Genomic DNA, 17,629 nt, shown 5'->3' on the forward strand with positions numbered 1-17,629 from the left:
GCGTCCTCGCTCCGCTCGGTCGGCGCTACTCGGCCAGCAGAACCACCCGCATCCTCGCTCCGCTCGGTCGGCGCTACTCGGCCAGCAGGGTCGACGAATCCCGACACCGGTTCGTCGAGTGGCCACAGGAACTGCTCGTCGGCGAGGTCGGCCAGCGTCAACTCGTCACCTGCAGTGAGCACATGATCCTTAGGAACCACGACGACGGTGGTCTCCTCATACAGCTCGATGGTGTGATGCGGTCCGGCCTCGCCGTGACGCAGCGCGTCGGGCAGGCGCGTGATCGCCATCTGCACACTTCCCTGTCCGATGGCGTCCGCGCACTCGGCAACCTCGAGGGCGACCAGCTCCAGCGGGGCGTCGGGTCGCCGCTCCTCCCAGATACGGACCCACTTGCCGGGGGTCACGCCGGGGACGTACGCCAATCGAAAGGCCGGAGACCCGGAAACGCCTGCCCGGTCGGGTGTGGTCACGACCAAAGGCTACCGCCCGATACCCTGGGGCAATGAGCTCGCAGTCGATGAAGCCGGCCACCGCCGCCAAGAAGCTGGACGTCTACCTGCCGGCGACCCCTGCCGAGTTCCGCGACGGTTCCATCACCCGCGCTGAACTCGCCGCCCTGCAGGCCGACCCACCGGAGTGGCTGAAGACCCTCCGCGCGGAGGGACCGCACCCGAAGAACCTGGTCGCGGCCAAGCTCGGCGTCTCCAACTCCGCTCTGGTCCGCAACGGGATCACCGAGGCGCTGACCACCGCGCAGATCAACGAGCTGCTGGCCGAGATGCCCGAGTGGCTGGTCGCCGAGCGCGCCACCCAGGTCGAGGTCCGGCGTGAGGAACGACGCGTCAAGTCGCTCCACGAGGACCAGCGCCGGGACCGCGAGGAAGCCGAGAACCCCGAGGACTGACCAGGCGGATCCCCTCCGGCTACCGCACCGGCCGCCGCCCCGGCACGACGAGTCCGCATTCATACGCCACCACCACCAGCTGTGCGCGGTCCCGCGCACCGAACTTCGTCATCGCCCTGTTCACATGGGTTTTCGCGGTCAGCACACTGATCTGCAGGTGCTCGGTGATCTCGGCGTTGCCGAACCCCTCGGCCATGTGGACGACCAACAACTGGAAAGAGGTTCCGCTCCAGACCAATCCGGGCGGACTCCACATCGTCGCCCTGGTGGGTGCCGCGGCCCCGGTCCCGTTGCGCTGACCTCGATACGCGGCGTCCTCGCCGCGCTGGGTCGTCGCTACTCGGCCGACAGGGGCATGACCCTGCACCCAGTCATGGGGCGCGGGTCATCCCGACAACCGCTCGTCGAGCATCGTCGTGAGGTCGTTCGCCAGCGCTCGCGAGTCCGCGGTCACCAGCACTCCGTCGCGGACCACCCAGCGGCCGCCGACCATCACGTCGCGGGGTCGTCTGCCGGGCCCCGCCCAGAGAAGACCGTCGAGCGCGTCCGGGACGCCGGCGTCAAACACATCGGAGCAGTCCCACACGCACAGATCCGCAGCCGCGCCGGGACGTAGGTGTCCGAGCTCGGGGCGGCCGAGGCCCGTGGCGGACCCCTCGGTCGCCATCGCGAGACAGTCGCGGGCCGACACCGGGTCGCCGATCAGTCCGGAGACCTGCATCGCCAGTCGCGCATCCGCGAGGAGGTGGCCGGCATCGTTGCTCCCGCCGCCGCTGGTACCGAGCCCGATGCGTACGCCGGCGCGGCCGAGGGCGGCCACGCGGGCGACACCCCACCCCATCGGCACATCACACCCCGGCGCGTGGGTGGCGTGGGCACCCGACCGCGCCACCAGATCCAGTTCGTCATCGGTGATCTCGCACAGGTGCGCGACGGTGACATCGGCGGCCAGCCAACCCCAGTCGTCCAGTAGTTCCAGAGGGCGCCGGCCGTACCTCTCGGCGGCGATCTCGACGTCGATCTGTTCGTTGGCCTGAGTTCGACGACGCAGTCCGAGACGTGCTGCAACTTCGGACAGTGCCGCGAAGGTCTCCGGCCCGTCGGCATGGACGCCCGACGGACCGACGGCGAGCTGGGTGAGGCCGTCGGGTGACACACCGTCGGTCGCCCCGGCCAGGTGAGCGTCGTGGATGTCGACGACCGACTGCGCGGCGGCATCCGGGTCGTCTCGGGCGGTGCCGCGTACGAACACGATCCGTCCGCCCAGGCGGCGGGCCGCGCCGATGGTCGCGCCCGCCATCGCGACCGGGTCCTGATCGCGCGGCCAGGTGAGGTGGTGGTCGGCGACCGTGGTCACCCCGCACAACAGGGATTCGGCGACGCCGACTCCAGCCGCGGCGGCGGTGAGCTCGGGGTCCACCGCGGCCTCGGTGTAGCGCCGCGCCATCCTCGCGAGCCAGTCCCGCATCGGCAGGAATCGACCGTCCGGACGTGAGCGGAAGGCACTCTGCAGTAGGTGATGATGGGCATTCACCAATCCAGGCGTGATCACGCACCCCGAGGTGTCGACGACCTCGGCATCCGATGGTCCCGGACCCGACGCGATGACCGCGCCGTCGACGACCACCGGGCCACGCGACACGGTACCGCCGTCCACCAGCACCGCTTCCGCCCCGGCGAGAACGATCGGACTCACAGCTCGAGCACCAGACGCCCGCTGGTACAACGGGATACGCAGATCATCATCGACTCGTTCTCGGCGCGTTCCTCCGGCGAGAGCACCGCGTCCCGATGGTCGACCTCACCGCTCACCACCCCGGTCTCGCAGGTGCCGCACATCCCCTCGCGACACGACGAGGGCGCCACCACCCCGGAGCCGTCGAGGGCTTCGAGGATCGTGCGGTCCTCCGGAACCGTGAGCGTCACCCCGGACATCGCCAGCGACAGCTCGAACTCCCGGTTGGGAACACTCTCCGCGATCGCCGCGGTGAACCGCTCGGTGAACGAGTCCACCGCCGGTTGCGGTGCACACGCGTCGGCGACCGCGTCGAGCATCGCCGCCGGACCGCAGGCGTACACCGCGGTTCCCCGGGCCGACCCGGAGAGCGCATCACTCAGAGTCAGCCGGCCCGCCACGCGCGACTCATGCACGATGACGTGGTCAGGATGAGCCGAGACGAGGTCGTCGACATACGCCATCTCCGCCCGCGTTCGCCCGATGTACAGTAGTCGCCACGGCCGGCCCGCCGAACGCGCCTCGTCGATCAGCGCGAGTATGGGGGTGATCCCGATCCCACCCGCCACGAACACGTACTCCAGCGCGCGGGTGAGTGCGAAATGGTTCCGCGGCAAACTGATCCATGTCTCATCACCCACCGCGAGGTCGTCGTGCACCGACACCGAACCGCCGCGTCCGTCGGCCCGGCGCTCGACCACGACCCGGTAGACCCCGGGATCGGCGGGACACAACGAGTACTGGCGCACCACTCCCGAGGGCGCGACGAGGTCGACGTGGGAGCCCGCCGACCAGGCGGGGAGTGGGTCATCGGACACGGCGGTCAGGACGAACTCCTCGACACGCTCGGCGACCGGCCTGCGAGCGGCGACGCGCACACGTAAGGGTTGCGCACGACCAGGAGAAGACGTTGCAACCCCGGAGGAAGACAGGGACATCGGGGGACTCCTCGATTCGGCGAGGCCCGTCCGGCTCCCAGCCACAGGAACCACACCCTCACCGACAGCCGCGACGATCGCTACGCCGACGCCTGCACCACGATCAGATGCGCGACATCAGGGCCGACCAGTCGCCACCGATGAGGAATGCCGCCAGCGTAGTAAAGGCTGTCGCCGGTTCGCAATTCGACGATGCGTCCGTCGGACAGATCGACCTCGATCTCACCGGAGACGACATGTAGCCACTCATCCTGCTCGTGCCGGTAGAAGTCGCCGAATTCCCTTGTACCCAAAGCATGTTCCTGGGGATAGAACGCCGCGTCACCGTTCACCAGCAGACGGGCATGCCCGGCGTCGTCCCCCGTCTGCGGGAGCACGGCACCCTGATCGGCGCGCACGATCTGCGCGCCCGGGGGTGCGTCGGCCGGGGCGTTCCCGGCCCGGCCCGGGTCCGCGGCGAGCATGAGACTCACCTGAGTCGTCCCCAGCGCACGGGCGATACGCTCCAGCGTCGTCATACTCGGCCGCGCGTACCCGCGTTCCAACTGCGACAGGAAGGAATGCGAGATGCCAGCCTGTGCAGCGAGATTCGCAAGGGTCGTATCCTGCTGTTTTCGTCGCCGTCGGATCTCGGCACCCAGCGACGCCTGCGCCGCATCCGGCTCCTCCAGTGCCATTCGGTGCACCTTTCACACTCCGGCGTTGGTTACACATCCGCAGCCGTGGTTAACAGCGAGGCAACAACACGTTCCTATATTCAGGGGTGTTGACGTGGTCAACAATTATCACGAAACCGCTCCCGCCGATCCCAGCCCCGGCGGAACCACCGAGACCGGCGCACCGAGGCGTCGAGATCGATCTCTGCCGCACAGCCCACGAGCGCAACGTCGCACTCACGTCCAGAACCACCGGCCGCCAACGGAGTTCACTCATGCAGGACACCCCGCACGGACCCGTGCACGGCATCACCGCGTCGTTGACCGACGGCACGCTCGCCGATGTCGAGCTGCTGTCCGGTCCCGACGGGGTGGTGCGCGTGGCGACGATCGCGCCCGTCTCCGACCGGAACCCACGAGACCACACCGCCCGGGCCGACCCGCGGTGGCTCGATCTGCGCGACTTCGTCCTCACCGCGTCCGCCGCCGAGCCGCACGCGCACCTGGACAAGGCCTTTTCGTGGACAGAGCTGAATCCGCCGCTCGGCGACCTCGACGCGGCGATCACGGTCTGGCGAGCGGGGAGCGTCCGTCTCGACGAGGAGTCTTTCCGCCGGCGGGCGACGCGGGCGATCACCGCCCTGCTCCGCAACGGGATCACCGCCGTCCGAACACATGTCGACGTGCCGCCCGGCCCAGATCCGCTCCGGGCCACCCGGGCGCTGGTCGGCGTCCGGGAGGCCATGCGCGACCTGGTCACGATTCAGATCGTCGCGCTGGCGAATCCGCTCACCCCGACCGAGGTCGTCGTCGAGGCACTCGACGCCGGCGCGGACCTGGTGGGCGGAGCACCGCACATCGCCGACGACCCGCGCGCCGAGGTGGCCCGGCTGGTCGGCCTCGCCGAATCCCGCGGAGTCGGCATCGACCTGCACACCGACGAGTTCCTCGACGGCGACCACCACACCATCGACCACTTCGCCGACCGCGTCGCCGACTGGCCCGCGGATCGTCTCCGAACCGCCGGACACTGCTGCCGTCTCGACACCATGCCTCTCGACGAACTGGAACGGGTGGCCGACGCCCTCGCCCGCGCATCGGTGTCGGTGGTCGCATTGCCGATCACGAACCTCTATCTCCAAGGACGGCAAGGACCGTCGAAAGGCCGGCGCGGCATCACCGCGATCGACGTGCTCCGCGATCGCGGTGTCCTCGTGGCCGCCGGGGCCGACAACATCCGCGATCCGTTCAACCCGGTGGGACGCGCGGACCCGCTGGAGACCGCGTCACTCCTGGTCACCGCCGGTCACCAGAGTCCCTACGCGGCAATGTCACTGGTCACCGACAACGCCCGTACCGCGCTCGGCCTACCCGTCGCCGGACCCGTCGTCGGGGCACGTGCAGATTTCCTCGCGGTCCGGGGCACCGACGTACTCGACACCATCGCGACCGCCCCCGCGGACCGGGTGGTCCTCGTCAACGGTTCGATCGTGGCCCGCACCGAGACCACCACCTGGACCGCAACCCCGGCCGAGTCCCGCGCCGGCGCCACTGATCACGCCACACCGGCTCCCTATGTCCTGGAGACGTCATGACCCCATCAGCGTCGATCCCCTCAGCGCCGACCCCGTCGGCCACACCACTCGAACTCGGTCATCCACTCGTCGGTTTCGAGCACGCCGAATTGACCTATCCAGACGGAACCCATGCTCTGCGGGACGTCAACCTGACCGTCCGGGAAGGCGAGTTCGTCAGCGTCGTCGGCCCCTCGGGATGCGGTAAGTCGACCCTGCTGCGACTGTCCTCCGGTCTGGAGACGATCACCGACGGGTACATGCAGTGCGGCGCGGACCGTATCGGTTACGTGTTCCAGGACGCCACGCTCCTCCCCTGGCGGTCGGTCGCCGACAACGTCGCCCTGCTCGGCGAACTCGACGGTGTGCCGAAAGCGGAGCGGCGTCAGAGGATTGCCGCTGCGCTGGAGACAGTGGGCCTCAACGGTTTCGAGGATCATCTGCCGCATATGCTCTCCGGCGGCATGCGCATGCGTGTGTCGCTCGCCCGGTCGCTCACCCTCGACCCCGACCTGTTCCTCTTCGACGAGCCGTTCGCCGCGCTCGACGAGCTGACCCGCGAGCGGCTCGGGGTCGAGCTCACCGAGCTGTTCGCCGTCAAACGCTTTGCGGGCCTGTTCATCACCCACTCCGTGGCCGAGGCAGCATTCCTGTCCACGCGGGTGCTCGTGATGTCCGGGCGTCCCGGCACGATCGTCGACGAGATCGAGATCCCGTTCGACTTCCCACGCTCTCCGGACCTGCGTTTCGAGCCCGAGTTCGCCGCGATCGCCGGTCGGATCTCCCGCTCGCTGAGGGAGGCACACTCATGACGGTCCCCACGGGCACCACGCCCGCCGCCGACACCACGGCGGTCGTCGACACCGGCTCGACCACGGAACTTGCCGTCGCAGCCGCACGCAAACGGCGACGACGCTCCCGATCGTTCGTCTCGTTCGCGGCGCCACTCGTCGTGCTGGGCATCGTGATCGGCCTCTGGTACCTCGTCACCTACGCAATCCTCGACGAGGGCAGGCGTTTCCTCATGCCGGCTCCGCACCGCGTGGTCACCGACGGCTTGCTCGGCAGTGCCGCGCCGTCGATGTGGGAAGCCCTCGGCCGGACGACGACGGTGGCCCTGACCGGTCTGGCCATCGCCGCCGTCATCGGCATCGTGTGGGCGGTGGTGATGTCCCAGTCGCGCATGATGGAGACCGCGTTGTTCCCCTATGCGGTGGTGTTGCAGTGCATACCGATCCTGGCGCTGGTTCCCCTCGTCGGCTTCTGGTTCGGGTTCGGTTTCAGCGCAAGGGTTTTCGTGTGTGTGCTCATCGCACTGTTCCCGATCGTGTCCAACACTCTCTTCGGTCTGCGGTCGGTGGATCGGCAGATGCGCGACCTGTTCGCACTGCATCACCCGAGCCGGCTCACCGTGCTGCGCAAACTCGAGTTCCCCGCGGCGATGCCCGCCATCTTCGCCGGACTCCGCATCTCCGCCGGCCTGTCCGTGGTGGGTGCGATCGTCGGCGACTTCTTCTTCAAACAGGGGAACCCCGGCATCGGCATCCTCATCGACAACTACCGGTCACGACTGCAGTCCGAGGAACTGTTCGCCTCCATCGTGCTCGCGTCGTTGCTCGGGGTCGCCGTCTTCTGGCTCTTCGGCCGGCTCGGCAACCGGATCGTCGGCCGCTGGTATCAGCGCTGACACGCCCCGCCCCACCCTGCTCGTCCCGTTCATCCCTGTCCGTCCCCCGACCGTGATCGGCTCTACCGAAAAGGAACTCATGAACACACACGTCTGGCGTCGCCTGTCCAAGGCCACCGGGGTGGTGGCCGTCGCCGCGGCCGTCGCCTTCACCGCGGCCTGCGGTTCCGACGACACCGCCGAGTCCTCCGGCTACACCGGTCCGATCGGTCCGGTCGACCTGAGCGCGAACTGCCCGGACAAGGTCGTCATCCAGACGGACTGGAACCCCGAGGCCGAGCACGGCCACCTGTATCAGCTGCTCGGACCGGACCCGGTGATCAACGCCGGCAACAAGCGGGTGACGGGACCACTGTTCGACCGCGGCCAGTACACCGGCGTCGACGTCGAGATCCGCGCCGGCGGACCGGCGATCGGCTTCCAGTCGGTCACCTCGCAGATGTACTCCGACCCCGAGATCCTGCTGGGCTACGTCGACACCGACCAGGCGATCCAGAACTCCGAGTCGAACCCGACGGTGGCCGTCATGGCTCCGCTGGACATCAGCCCGCAGATGATCATGTGGGACCCGGCCACCTACCCGCAGGTGAAGGGCATCGGCGACCTCAAGCCGGTCGATGCGCGCGTGCTCTACTTCGAGGGCGCCACCTACATGGACTATCTGACCGGTTCCGGCGTCCTGTCACCGGATCAGGTCGACGGCAGCTACGACGGCACGCCCGCGAACTTCGTCGCCGCCGGCGGCAAGACCGCCCAGCAGGGCTACGCCAGCTCCGAGCCCCAGCTCTACGAGGAGGAGGTGGAGGGCTGGAAGAAGCCGGTCTCCTACCAGCTCGTCCACGACGTGGGCTTCCCCACGTACAAGTCCGCGATGGCCGTCCGCGCAGGCGCTCTGGAGGAGAACACCGCCTGCCTCGAGCAGCTCGTCCCCGTCCTCCAGCGCGGCGTGGTCGACTACCTCGCGTCGCCCGAGGCCGCCAACAAGGTCATCCTCGACGCCGTCGAGCAGTACGACACCGGGTGGGTCTACACCCAGCGCAACGCCGACTACGCACTGGAGACCATGGCGCAGCTGAAGCTCATCGGCAACGGCCCGAACGGCACGGTCGGCGACTTCGACACCGCACGCGTGCAGCGGGTGATCGACGTGACCACCCCGATCTTCGACAAGCAGGGCACCCCCGTCGTCGAGGGCATCACCCCGGACACGGTCTCGACCAACCGGTTCATCGACACCTCCGTGGGGTTGCCGTCGTGACCTCCCCGGTGATCGCGGTCGGCACCGACGACGGACGACCCGACTTCGGTGCGGGCGACGTCGACGCGCTGGCCGACGATCTCCTGTCACTTCTCGGGCCGCGCGGGATCAGCACGCTACCCCGCGCGCTGGAACGCGCAGGCCGGGACGGATCGGGGATGAGCCCGATCCTGTCCGCGCAGGATCTCGGGACCCCCGACCTCGTGTGCTACCCGCGCACGGCGGAGGTGGTGCCCGCGATCGTCCGCGCGGCGGTCGCCCGGGGCGTTCCGATCACCACCCGCGGGAAGGGCACCGGCAACTACGGGCAGGTGATCCCCCGGTTCGGCGGTCTCGTCCTGGACATGACCTCGCTCAACGGGATTCACGAGATCACCGATCAGACGATCACGGCCCAGGCAGGTGCGCGGATGATCAACCTGGAGCAGACCGCCTGGGGTTCCGGAAGTCAGCTGTGGATGTACCCGTCGACGGTGCAGTCCACGCTCGGCGGCTTCCTCGGCGGCGGGTCGGCCGGCACCGGCACGATCGTGCACGGTCGCAATCACGAGGGTTTCGTGACGGCGCTCGACGTCGTCTACGGCACCGAGGACGCCGAACTGGTGCACCTGGAAGGTGCTGACGCACAACCTTTCGTCCACACCTACGGGGTGGCGGGTGTCATCGTGAACGCCTCGGTGCGCGTCGAACCACTCCAGGAGTGGCGCTGTCTGTACGCCAGCTTCGGGTCGACCCGGGAGGCCTTCGACGCCGCCCACCGGCTCTCGTCGGTCGAGCCGAGACCGCGACTGCTGTCGGCGGACGGTCCCACCGTCGTCGAGGCGCTGCCCGCCGACCCCGCCTTCGTGCGGGGTCGCGCGAATGTACGCGGAATCATCGACGCGAGAGCACTCGAGGAGTCCACCGATCTCATCGCCCGCGCCGGCGGCCGGGTCGAAGCGGTCCGCGAGGGCATCGCCGAGACGATCAAGCTGTCCACGCTGTCCTACAACCATCCGACCTGGTGGCTGCAGAAAGCGCAGCCGGACAAGTGGTTTCACATGGAGGTGCGCGGCGACGCACTGGTCACCCGCCTCGAGGAGGTGGAGAAGGTCTACGAGGGTGGGATGCTCCACCTCGAGGTCGGTCACGGGATGATGTTCGGGATGCTCAACGGGATCTACCGCAACCCACAGCAGGTCATCGACGGGGTCGCCGCCCTCGAGGAACTCGGGGTCGGCGTCCACTCACCTCACCAGTGGTACGTCGATCTCGACGCCGAACGCGTGCAGACGCTCGCGGCCCGGACCGACCCGAAAGGCCTTCTGAATCCAGGGAGGTGGATGTGACCGCAGCGTTCGGGTCCCGCCGCTACGCCGAACTCACCACCGCCGAGATCGACTCCGCACTCTCCCGGCACTCGATCCTCGTCCTGCCGACCGGCGCGATCGAACCGCACGGCGCGCATCTGCCGCTGGCGACCGACCTCATCGTCGCCGAGGCCGTGTCGGCCGCCGTCGTCGCACGCGGAGCCGCAGCCGGACATGACGTCTGGCTGCTCCCCGCACTCGGTTACACCAAGTCCGACGAGCATGCCGCACTCCCCGGCACGATGTGGCTGCGACCGTCCACTCTGTTCGAGACGATCGTGGACATCGGGTCGTCGATTGCCGCGACCCCCGCACGACGGCTGCTGTTCCTCAATGCGCACGGCGGCAATTCGGCACTGATCGAGGTGGCGGCACGTGAACTGCGTCGACGCTTCGGCCTGCAGACGTTCTTCACCTCCGGGCCCGGTCGGGCCGGTCCCACCGAACGAGGACTGGGAATCCATGCCGGGTGGGCCGAGACGTCGATGATGCTGCATCTGCGACCGGATCTCGTCCAGATGGACAAGGCCGTCGCCGCGGTGGCCGACGCAGTGGCCGATTCGAACCACGTCGGCTTCACCAAAGCCGTCAAGTTCGGTTGGCTGTCGACCGATTTCGCCGAGTCGGGGGTCATCGGCGACCCCACCGGGGCAGACGCCGCCATCGGGGCGGAACTCTTCGAGGAGCGCGTCATCGCCCTCGTGGATGCGCTCGCCGACATCGCGACCTTCGACCCCGGACGGGTGCGGCGATGATCACCAGCGGGGTGGAGTTCGGAAGTGATTGTCCCCCCGAGGAATACCGCACCATCGATCCCATGGTGTTGCTCCGACGCTGGCTACCGCCCGCCGACGCCGCACCCGCACTCATGGCGCTCTCGACTCTCGGGCGCGACGGGTATCCGCGCGTGCGCCACGTGCTGCTCAGTGACGCCGACGACGCCGCGGTGTACTTCCACACCGACAGCCGGTCGTCGAAGGTGTCCGAGCTGGCCGAACTGCCACGGGCCGGTATCGCGGTGGCATGGCCGCAGCGGGGACGCCAGGTGGTCGCGCACGGCACCGTGCGCAGGCCGACGGAAGACTCTCTCCGCGAGACCTTCTCGCGCCGTACCCGCTACCTGCAGCTGCTCGCCTGGTGCAACGATCACGAGATGTCGGCACTGCCCACCCACGATCGACATCGACGATGGGCGGAGTTCGACGCCACCCATCCGACACTGAGCCCGCCGGACACGTGGACGGGTTTCGCCATCGACATCCGCGAGATCGCTTTCTGGCGCGGCGATCCGGACGGCCCCTCGCAACGGATCCGCTTCATCCGCACCGACCATTCCTGGACATCGGAGGTTCTTCCCGGATGACGGCCACGACCTTTCACAATGCGCTGATCCTGCCGATCGCGGGAGACAAGCCCTGGTTCCGGGGATGGCTGACCGCGGACGCCGGCGGGCGGATCTCCGGCATCGGCGAGGGCGCCCCACCGGCGGATGCGCCGGGAGTGCGACACGACCTCGAGGGATGTTTCCTCGCACCGGGTTTCGTGTCGGGTCACAGCCACATCTACACCGGCGGCATGCGCGGTGTCGCCGCGGACAGCCCGCTCTACGAATGGGTGTCCCGCAACAGCCTGATGCTGCTCGGCGCCGACGCCGACGACCTCTACTGGATGACCCTGGCCGGCGGCCTGGACCACCTGTCGTCGGGTATCACCTCGGTGTACAACTTCACCCAGTCGCGGGTGATCGCACTGTTCGACTACGAGAAGTCGGTGCTCCGCGCCGAACGGATCCACCCCGCCGAGTTCGTCAACCGCCAGGTCGACGGGTTGGCGGCGTCGGGTATCCGGTTCGTCACCAGCGTGCGACTCGACGACGAACAGCTCGCCGAGGACGAGGCCTTCCACGGATTCGACGAGGTCGTGCGACATCTCGGCACCGTCGACCCGGCCCTGAACCTGGGTGGCTCGGTGTACGGCTCCGTCCAGTGGTCCTCCGCACCGGTGACCGCCGAACGCGAACGCGCCCTGATGGATCGGTACGGCATCACCAACCAGGCCCACTTCGTCGAGACCGCGGAGCAGATCGACATCCAGCAGGCCAAATTCGACTGGTACGACGCCGCCGGTGTACTCGGCCCCGATTTCGCGTTCGGTCACTTCGTGCATCCGACGGACCGGATGGTCGCGCGTGTGCGCGACACCGGTTCGTCCGTCGTCTGGCAACCGATGTCCAACGGTCGGCTCGGCTCCGGCATCGCCGACATCCCGCGCCTCCTCTCCGACGCCGTCACGGTCGGCATGGGTGTCGACGATCAGTCCTGCACGGACGTTTCGGATCCGTTCGAGAACATGCGCACCGGGCTGTTCCTGCAGCGCGGTCTGCGCAGCGACACCGCGGTGCTGTCCCCGGCGGACGTACTCGCCCTGCACACCATCGGATCGGCCACCGCGATCGGGGTCGCCGACCGGGTCGGCTCCCTGGAGGTCGGGAAGTACGCGGATCTGGTCGTCGTCGATCCGTACTCACCGCACACCGGGCCGATCTGGGACCCGGTCGCCACCTACGTTCTCGGATGCGGACTCCGGAACCTGCGTGAGGTCTTCGTCGGTGGCCGGTCGGTATGGGCACGCGGCGTATCGGACCCGACGCGGTCCGAGGCCGATCTCGAACTCACCGAGCGGATGATCCGCTCGGCGGCCCGCTCGGGGATTCGCCCGGCCGTCTCCCCGCCTGCCGATCGCGCCCGGACTCTCGCCATCCGAAGCAGCTGAACTGACCTTTCGCGACCACCCCCGTCGACGCACGTCACACACGCCCAGCCGCGGTGGCCGGCGCCGCCCCGTGGCGTCCGAATTGCGCAATTAGTCCCAGAATTCACCCTCGTTCGCGTGACTAACGGGAGCGTGCAGGTCACCCTTGTCTTCGTGCCGGACTCGGGGGCCTGTGCAAAAGTGGTACTCAGTAACTAGTGTTAGTCACTAACACATGTGGCGGCGACGCTGCATGTCACTCGATCGGTCGGCACAGACGCCGGCCTCTGGGCTCGAAAACCGAAAGGGTTCACCACGCCATGGCGTCGTATCTGTTCAAGCTCGGGAGGTTCTCCTTCCGGCACAAGTGGGCCGTCATAGCGGTCTGGCTGATCGCGATGATCGCGGTCGTCTCGCTCGTCGGCGTGCTGAAGCCGAAGTTCGCCCAGGACTTCAGCCTGCCCGGGACCGATTCGGGCACCGCCACCGAGCAGGTGCAGGAGTACTTCCCGCAGGTCATGAAGGAGCAGGAACGCGCGTCCACGAGCATCGTCGTGGCCGCGAACGACGGCCTGCAGAATCACACCGAGCAGATCAACAAGCTGGCCGAGGATCTCCGCACGCTGCCGGACGTCATCGCCCCGGAGACCGTGGTGAACCCGGTGATGGCTGCTGCCGTCGACCCGGCCGTCGCCGCATCCGTCCTGGGCGACAACGGTCGCGTCGGCTTGATCCAGGTCCGTCAGAACATCACGATCATGGATCTGACGACCGAGAACAAGGAACAGCTCGTCAAGATTCTCGACGAAAACCGCGGCAATGGTCTGCAGGTCGAGGCCACCGGCGCGCTGATGCAGGTGATGGAACAGGGCGGCGCCGCCGAGCTGATCGGCTTCGCCATCGCGTTCGTGGTCATGATCGTCGCCTTCGGCGCCCTGATCGCCGCGTTCATCCCGCTGGTCACCGCCATCGTCGGCGTGGCGATCACCATCATGTTGCTCACCCTGTCGGCCGAGTTGCTCTCGATCAACCAGTCGGCGACCGCGATCGTCACCATGCTCGGCATCGCCGTGTCCATCGACTACGCGCTGTTCATCGTGTCTCGGTACCGAGCCGAACTGAGCCGGGGCGGTGATGCGGCGGACGCTGCCGGCCGCGCGGTCGGAACGGCCGGATCGGCCGTCGTGTTCGCCGGCCTCACGGTCATCATCGCGGTCGTCGCCCTCGTGGTCATCGGCATCCCGATCATCACCCAGATGGGTGCCGGCGCCGCCGTTGCCGTCCTGATCGCAGTGCTTGCCGCACTCACCCTCATCCCCGCTCTCCTGGGTGCCTTCGGTCGTCACGCCTTCCGTCCGAAGATCCCGTGGATCAAGCACGCCGAACAGTCCGAGGACGGCGACACCCTGGGCGTCCGCCTCGGCCGCACCGTCGTCAAGGCGCCGATCCCGTTCATCATCATCGGACTCCTCGCACTCGCCGCGGCGGCCATCCCGGCCACGAAGATGGAACTGGGCCTGTCGCTGTCGACCGAGGACGAGGCTCCCGCGCAGGCATTGCTGAGCAAGGGTTTCGGTGAGGGCATCAACGGCCCGCTGCTCGTCATCCTGCACGACGACGACGCCCCGATCGCGCCCGCCGCAGACGACGCCGTCAAGCACATCTCCACCCTGAAGGACGTCGTCAACCCCGAGTCGCTCACCTGGATCGGCAACGACGGCGGACAGAACGGCAACACCGCACTGATCACCGTCACGCCGAAGAGCGCACCGTCCTCGCCGGCGACCCACACGCTGATGGAGAACATCCGTGCGTACGCACCGGTTGTCGACGAGCAGGGCGCCGAACTGCATGTCGGTGGACAGACCGCGATCATGTCGGATCTGTCGCAGAAACTCGACGACGCGCTGATCCCCTATCTGATCGTCGTCGTCGGTCTGGCGTTCCTCATCATGATCGGCGTCTTCCGCTCCCTGTGGGTGCCGCTGATCGGCACGCTCGGCTTCATCTTCTCCGTGCTCGCGACCTTCGGCATCACGGTCGCGATCTTCCAGGAGGGCTGGTTCGGCATCATCTCGCACACCCAGCCGATCATCTCGTTCCTGCCGATCTTCCTGATCGGTGTGGTCTTCGGTCTGGCGATGGACTACCAAGTGTTCCTGGTGACCCGAATGCGCGAGGAGTACATCCACGGCATGACCGCCAAGGAGGCCATCGTCGCGGGCTACCGGCACGGCGCCCGTGTGGTGACGTCGGCGGCGATCATCATGATCAGCGTCTTCGCCGCGTTCATGCTGTCCCCGGAGACGACCGCCAAGATGATGGGCTTCGCCCTCGCCTCGGCAGTCCTGTTCGACGCCTTCGTGATCCGCATGCTGGTCGTCCCGGCCGTGATCGCCCTCCTCGGCGACCGCGCCTGGACCCTGCCGCGCTGGCTCGACAAACTCGTCATCAACTTCGACATCGAGGGCGAGTCGGTCCGCCACCGTGGACTCGAGGATCCCGACGACACGAAGACGCCGGTACCGGCGGGCTGACCGTGTCCACGGCACGATCCCACACCGACGTCCCGGGCAACCGCCCGGGGCGTCGGCCCGGGTTGCGCGAGCAGCAGAAGATGCGTACCCGCAACGCCATTCGTGAGGCCGCCCTGCACCTGATCTCCGAACAGGGCTACGCGAAGACGACCGTCGAGCAGATCGCCGAGGCCGCCGGTGTCTCCCACATGACGTTCTTCCGCTACTTCCCCACCAAAGAGCAGGTGGTCGTGGGTGGGGAACATTTCGAGGCCGAGGCTCGTGCGATCGTCGAGTCGATGCCCCGAGGCCTCGGGCACTTCGACCTCATCCGCCGGCTGTTCACCGAACTGGACCGCCTCACCGCCGACGATCCGTGGGTGGGCAATCCCCTACGGATGCAACTGATCCGATCGGAACCACTGCTGCAGAAGACCTTTCACGTCGAGGTCGAGCGAACGATGGCCGGGATGCGACAGCTCCTCGCCGACTATCTCGGCCGCGACGCCGACGACTTCGCGCTCGGAGTGTTCCTCGACGCGGTGGCCGGCGTGACCTTCCGCCTCGCGGCCCAGGCCGAGGAGAGTTCCACGCAGCCGCAGATCGAAACGACCCTGCGGGCCATCGACCTTCTCGAGCAGGGGCTTCCGCTCGACTGATCCCTCTGAAAACAGCCCCTGAAGAGCACCCACCACAGCCGACCCGGCGACATATATTGTCGACGGCCGGCCTGAGGAGGGTCGATTTCAGGGGCACATTTCCGGAACGGCTTTCTCGAGCGTTTCCGAATGTCGCAGTGCGCCGGTGCGACCCGACCTACGATGAGCTGATCCGCGCAGGAGGGCTCAGCATGCGACTCACCCGACGCCTCCAGATCAGGCTCTGGCCACGCACTCTCGCGGTTTCTGCACTGACATTCGCCCTCACCGCGACATCGCTCATCGCAGCCTCGCCACCGACGGCCCGGGGTTTCGCCGAGGACATCTGCTACACGCCGGGGGCTCCACCGCACAGCTGCGGACCGCTGCCGGTCGCCTGCCCACCCGACAACCCGAACGATCCGATCTGCGGGGCACGCGCATTCCTCCGTTACGCCTACACGCTTCGCCAGCCGCTCGGCGGGCGCAGTCTGGTGCACACCGACTCGACCTACATCATCGCGCGCAAGGTCGGATTCTCCGTGCGCGACGCCTACTGGATCGCCGCGTACAGCGAGGCGACCGACCTGGGCACCTTCGTTCCCCGTGACATGCGCGGGAATCCTCTCCCGAACGCTGGAGCACTCACCACGAAGGACATCGGCGGCCTCGTACGCACCCACTTCGCGACCGGCGGCTTCCTGTTCCACTTCCTGCCGACGATGCGCGGACCCCGAACACCCCAGCCGAACGGGTTGCGGCCCAACGTGAACGACCCGCGGCACGAGGTGATGCTCACCCACATCCGCAAGTGGGCGATGGACGGCCCGGGCAGCGCCGCACCGCTGTGCACCGGCGGTTTCACGAACCGCACGGCCACCGGCGACTACGCCACCGGCGCAACCTGTTACGGCGGTGAGCAGCCTGTTCCGATCAACGGTCAGTACAGCCTCGTCGATCCGATCGACATCCCCTTCCAGAACATGACCGGCCGCCAGGTCATCTCCGACGGGGTGACCTCGGACCGGTTCGACTCCTACATCGGCAACCAGTCGGCCAATGCGCGGACCGGCATCTACATCCACGCGCTCGGCGACCGCATCTCGCACCACGTGTGCACCGACGAAGGACGCATCACCCCGCCGACGCCGCGCCAGCGCGCGTTCGACATCGACCTGTTGGTGCCGGGATGCGATCAGGGGCCGCACGCGGTGCGCCACGAGTTCGAAACCGGAGTGGACTTCGGCAAGCTCGAGCAGCAGGACCGCACGACCGAGGCGACCCTGTCCATGGTCTACGACGAGCTGGTGAACTTCGCCCGCCTCCGCGGCACCCTGGACCCGTCGGCGACCACGCCGGTCGTGAAGACCGCGGTCGTGACCAACGGCCTGCTGCCAGCCCTCGAGCGCCGCAACCCGGAAGCCCGTCTCCGCGCGGTCACCTCGGTCGGCTGTCGTCTCGGTGTGCCGGCCTTCCCCGGTAGCCCGGCCTGCTGACACCTCCTCCTCCGCCGGGGGCCGCCTCAACGAGTCCGGCAGGGGGCACCCCGACGCCCCGGCCGTTCGACCGGCGAACAACCTCTACGATCGGGTAGTGATCTCGGACAGCGCCGCCCGTCCC

General features: G+C 67.9%; 17 protein-coding genes. 12 read left to right on the top strand and 5 right to left on the bottom strand.

All coding sequences use genetic code 11. From position 1 onward, the window contains the following. Positions 1-479 (bottom strand): LysR substrate-binding domain-containing protein (locus BPODLACK_RS23640; RefSeq protein WP_236577722.1); only part of this gene is annotated, 479 nt, incomplete at its 3' end. Between the two features lie 41 nt (positions 480-520). On the opposite strand from BPODLACK_RS23640, the gene BPODLACK_RS19430 reads away from it, so the two are divergent. Next, complete coding sequence (locus BPODLACK_RS19430; RefSeq protein WP_024497380.1) at positions 521-907, top strand: DUF5997 family protein; 387 nt, start codon at positions 521-523, stop codon at positions 905-907. A gap of 19 nt (positions 908-926) precedes the next feature. On the opposite strand, the gene BPODLACK_RS19435 is transcribed toward BPODLACK_RS19430, so the two are convergent. From BPODLACK_RS19435 to BPODLACK_RS19450, 4 genes are all read right to left on the bottom strand, one after another. Further along, positions 927-1,103, bottom strand: coding sequence for a response regulator transcription factor (locus BPODLACK_RS19435; RefSeq protein ID WP_375295681.1), 177 nt, complete (start codon positions 1,101-1,103; stop codon positions 927-929). Positions 1,104-1,292: 189 nt separating this feature from the next. Then, positions 1,293-2,603: an amidohydrolase family protein gene (locus BPODLACK_RS19440; protein ID WP_024497381.1), complete on the bottom strand. Its 1,311-nt coding sequence runs from the start codon at positions 2,601-2,603 to the stop codon at positions 1,293-1,295. After that, on the bottom strand, positions 2,600-3,580 hold the full coding sequence (locus BPODLACK_RS19445; RefSeq protein WP_159406001.1) for a PDR/VanB family oxidoreductase: 981 nt from the start codon (positions 3,578-3,580) through the stop codon (positions 2,600-2,602). The genes BPODLACK_RS19440 and BPODLACK_RS19445 overlap by 4 nt, the downstream gene beginning before the upstream one ends. 80 nt (positions 3,581-3,660) lie before the next feature. Then, on the bottom strand, positions 3,661-4,257 hold the full coding sequence (locus BPODLACK_RS19450) for a helix-turn-helix domain-containing protein (protein WP_159406002.1): 597 nt from the start codon (positions 4,255-4,257) through the stop codon (positions 3,661-3,663). A gap of 254 nt (positions 4,258-4,511) precedes the next feature. Between BPODLACK_RS19450 and BPODLACK_RS19455 the strand changes: the two genes are divergently transcribed. From BPODLACK_RS19455 to BPODLACK_RS19505, 11 genes are all read left to right on the top strand, one after another. Beyond that, on the top strand, positions 4,512-5,831 hold the full coding sequence (locus tag BPODLACK_RS19455; protein ID WP_159406003.1) for an amidohydrolase family protein: 1,320 nt from the start codon (positions 4,512-4,514) through the stop codon (positions 5,829-5,831). Continuing rightward, positions 5,828-6,622, top strand: coding sequence for an ABC transporter ATP-binding protein (locus tag BPODLACK_RS19460; protein WP_159406004.1), 795 nt, complete (start codon positions 5,828-5,830; stop codon positions 6,620-6,622). The genes BPODLACK_RS19455 and BPODLACK_RS19460 overlap by 4 nt, the downstream gene beginning before the upstream one ends. Next, positions 6,619-7,497, top strand: coding sequence for an ABC transporter permease (locus BPODLACK_RS19465; protein WP_159406005.1), 879 nt, complete (start codon positions 6,619-6,621; stop codon positions 7,495-7,497). Before BPODLACK_RS19460 ends, BPODLACK_RS19465 begins: the two co-directional genes overlap by 4 nt. Before the next feature lie 79 nt (positions 7,498-7,576). Further along, positions 7,577-8,755, top strand: coding sequence for an ABC transporter substrate-binding protein (locus BPODLACK_RS19470; protein ID WP_159406006.1), 1,179 nt, complete (start codon positions 7,577-7,579; stop codon positions 8,753-8,755). After that, positions 8,752-10,083, top strand: coding sequence for an FAD-binding oxidoreductase (locus BPODLACK_RS19475; RefSeq protein WP_159406007.1), 1,332 nt, complete (start codon positions 8,752-8,754; stop codon positions 10,081-10,083). The genes BPODLACK_RS19470 and BPODLACK_RS19475 overlap by 4 nt, the downstream gene beginning before the upstream one ends. Beyond that, positions 10,080-10,859 carry a creatininase family protein gene (locus tag BPODLACK_RS19480; protein ID WP_159406008.1) on the top strand — a complete coding sequence of 260 codons (780 nt, stop codon included), beginning with the start codon at positions 10,080-10,082 and terminating at the stop codon, positions 10,857-10,859. The genes BPODLACK_RS19475 and BPODLACK_RS19480 overlap by 4 nt, the downstream gene beginning before the upstream one ends. A gap of 62 nt (positions 10,860-10,921) precedes the next feature. Continuing rightward, positions 10,922-11,467 carry a pyridoxamine 5'-phosphate oxidase family protein gene (locus BPODLACK_RS19485; protein WP_328722705.1) on the top strand — a complete coding sequence of 182 codons (546 nt, stop codon included), beginning with the start codon at positions 10,922-10,924 and terminating at the stop codon, positions 11,465-11,467. Further along, positions 11,464-12,876 (top strand): amidohydrolase family protein, encoded by a 1,413-nt coding sequence (locus BPODLACK_RS19490; protein WP_159406010.1) that lies wholly within the window; start codon positions 11,464-11,466, stop codon positions 12,874-12,876. The genes BPODLACK_RS19485 and BPODLACK_RS19490 overlap by 4 nt, the downstream gene beginning before the upstream one ends. Positions 12,877-13,175: 299 nt before the next feature. Next, positions 13,176-15,392, top strand: coding sequence for an MMPL family transporter (locus tag BPODLACK_RS19495; RefSeq protein ID WP_159406011.1), 2,217 nt, complete (start codon positions 13,176-13,178; stop codon positions 15,390-15,392). Between the two features lie 2 nt (positions 15,393-15,394). Beyond that, a complete protein-coding gene (locus BPODLACK_RS19500) occupies positions 15,395-16,030 on the top strand; it encodes a TetR family transcriptional regulator (protein WP_159406012.1) in 636 nt (211 codons plus the stop codon). A gap of 191 nt (positions 16,031-16,221) precedes the next feature. Continuing rightward, positions 16,222-17,505, top strand: coding sequence for a hypothetical protein (locus BPODLACK_RS19505; protein ID WP_201450630.1), 1,284 nt, complete (start codon positions 16,222-16,224; stop codon positions 17,503-17,505). Positions 17,506-17,629 lie beyond the last annotated feature (124 nt).

The sequence above is a fragment of the Gordonia sp. YY1 genome (genome assembly GCF_009872315.1).
Lineage (GTDB): Bacteria > Actinomycetota > Actinomycetes > Mycobacteriales > Mycobacteriaceae > Gordonia > Gordonia amicalis.